This is a genomic window from Pseudoalteromonas sp. G5_S1_54_S4, assembly GCF_054968565.1.
This window is the reverse complement of record NZ_JBQKUL010000116.1, coordinates 1-1,703: the sequence shown is the minus strand read 5'-3', so window position 1 is coordinate 1,703 and position 1,703 is coordinate 1. Positions and strand designations below refer to the sequence as shown.

General features: G+C 38.9%; 1 protein-coding gene. It reads left to right on the top strand.

The window, feature by feature from the left end:
* Window positions 1-137: 137 nt before the first annotated feature.
* Complete coding sequence (locus ACTRWE_RS19155; RefSeq protein WP_273612056.1) at window positions 138-1,580, top strand: IS1182 family transposase; 1,443 nt, start codon at window positions 138-140, stop codon at window positions 1,578-1,580.
* The last annotated feature ends 123 nt before the right edge of the window (window positions 1,581-1,703 follow it).

The window sequence follows — 1,703 nt, the reverse complement described above, 5'->3', positions numbered from 1 at the left end:
CAGACTGTGTGAAAACTCTGATCACCTTTTGGTCTAAGTATCTGCTGCTTATGATCGATTAATCTATACATTTAGTTCACTTAATATACTGATATTTATATAATAAGACTATTGATTCAGTCGAGGGTTGAGGCAATATGTCAAAGTTTATAAGCGGTGAAGATCGTAACCAATCAACGTTATTTCCAGAATCGTTGGAAGACTACGTCAGTGAAGATAATACGGTCAGAGTGATTGATGTTTTCATTGAGGAACTAAATCTAGCTGAATTGGGGTTTAAAGGATTAACCTTAAAGTCCACAGGCCGCCCTAAGTATCATCCAGCCACACTATTAAAGCTTTATCTTTATGGTTACCTCAACCGTATTCAATCATCCCGCCGATTAGAAACCGAATGCCAACGCAATATTGAACTGATGTGGCTACTTGATAAGTTGGCACCCGACTTTAAAACGATTGCTGATTTTAGAAAAGACAACGGAGGCGGTATAAAAAATGTATGCAAAACGTTTGTTGAAGTCTGTCGTCGCCTGAATATGTTTGAGAAACCCGTTGTTGCCATCGATGGTAGTAAATTTAAAGCTAGCAACAACAAAGGCAATAATTTTACGCCAAGCAAAGTTAAATTTCACATCGACCGAGTCGAAAAGAACATTGAACGTTATCTTGAATTACTTGATGAAGCCGATAAAGAGCAAGCTAACGTCACAAAAATTAAAGCCACAAAAGAGAGACTAGCTGACTTTCGCAGCCAGTTAAAAAAACTATACGAGATTAAAGAACAAGTTGAAGCTCATCCTGATAAGCAAATATCCACTACTGATCCTGATTCACGTTTAATGAAAACTCAAGGTTTTACAAGAGTTGTGAGTTATAATGTACAAAGTGCGGTTGATACCAAGCATCACCTCATAGTGGCGCATGACGTGACCAACGTGCCAGATAGAGGCCAGCTTGCGTCAATGACGAAACTCGCACAAGAAGCATTGCGCAAGAAAGATATACGGGTATTAGCAGATAAAGGTTACTTCAGTCAGCCTGATATAAAAGACACTATCGATTTGGGTGCAGAGCCAATCATGCCCAAGACGGATACATCGTCCTCTGAAAAGAAAGGGATATTTAACCGCTCACTTTTCAAATACGATGCAAATAAAGATATTTACTTATGCCCCGCTGGTAATGAACTTCAAAATCGAATGCAGGTATTTGAGCAAGGTAAATACCTTGATGTTTACTTCAATCACATTGCTTGTCGAGATTGTAAAATAAGAAGTCAGTGCACTAACTCTAAAAAAGATCCTAGGCGAATAAGACGGTGGGTGCATGAGATTCTGACAGAAGAAATGCTTCAAAAGCTAAAGAATCAACCTGAATTGATGCTTCATCGAAAGCAAACTGTTGAGCACCCCTTTGGCACAATTAAACTCTGGATGGGAGCTACCCACTTACTAACACGAGGTTTAAAAAGCGTGGGGACAGAAATAAGTCTTCATGTCCTAGCTTACAACTTCAGAAGGATGATAACAATTATGGGAGTTAACGGCCTAAGTAAAGCAATTAGAGTAGCGTTGCCATAGCAGTTTCGCTCGCGCGGAGAAAATTGCGATACTGAGAAAAAATCGATCGCAACCATCTTAAATGGTTTCAAACTAAGAACATACCCAAGACAATTTATTAAAAATTAGTTTTTACACAGTCTG

Coding starts and splice junctions, on each gene's coding strand:
- ACTRWE_RS19155 (WP_273612056.1), top strand. CDS start 138: ATGTCAAAGTTTATAAGCGGTGAAGATCGTAACCAATCAACGTTATTT.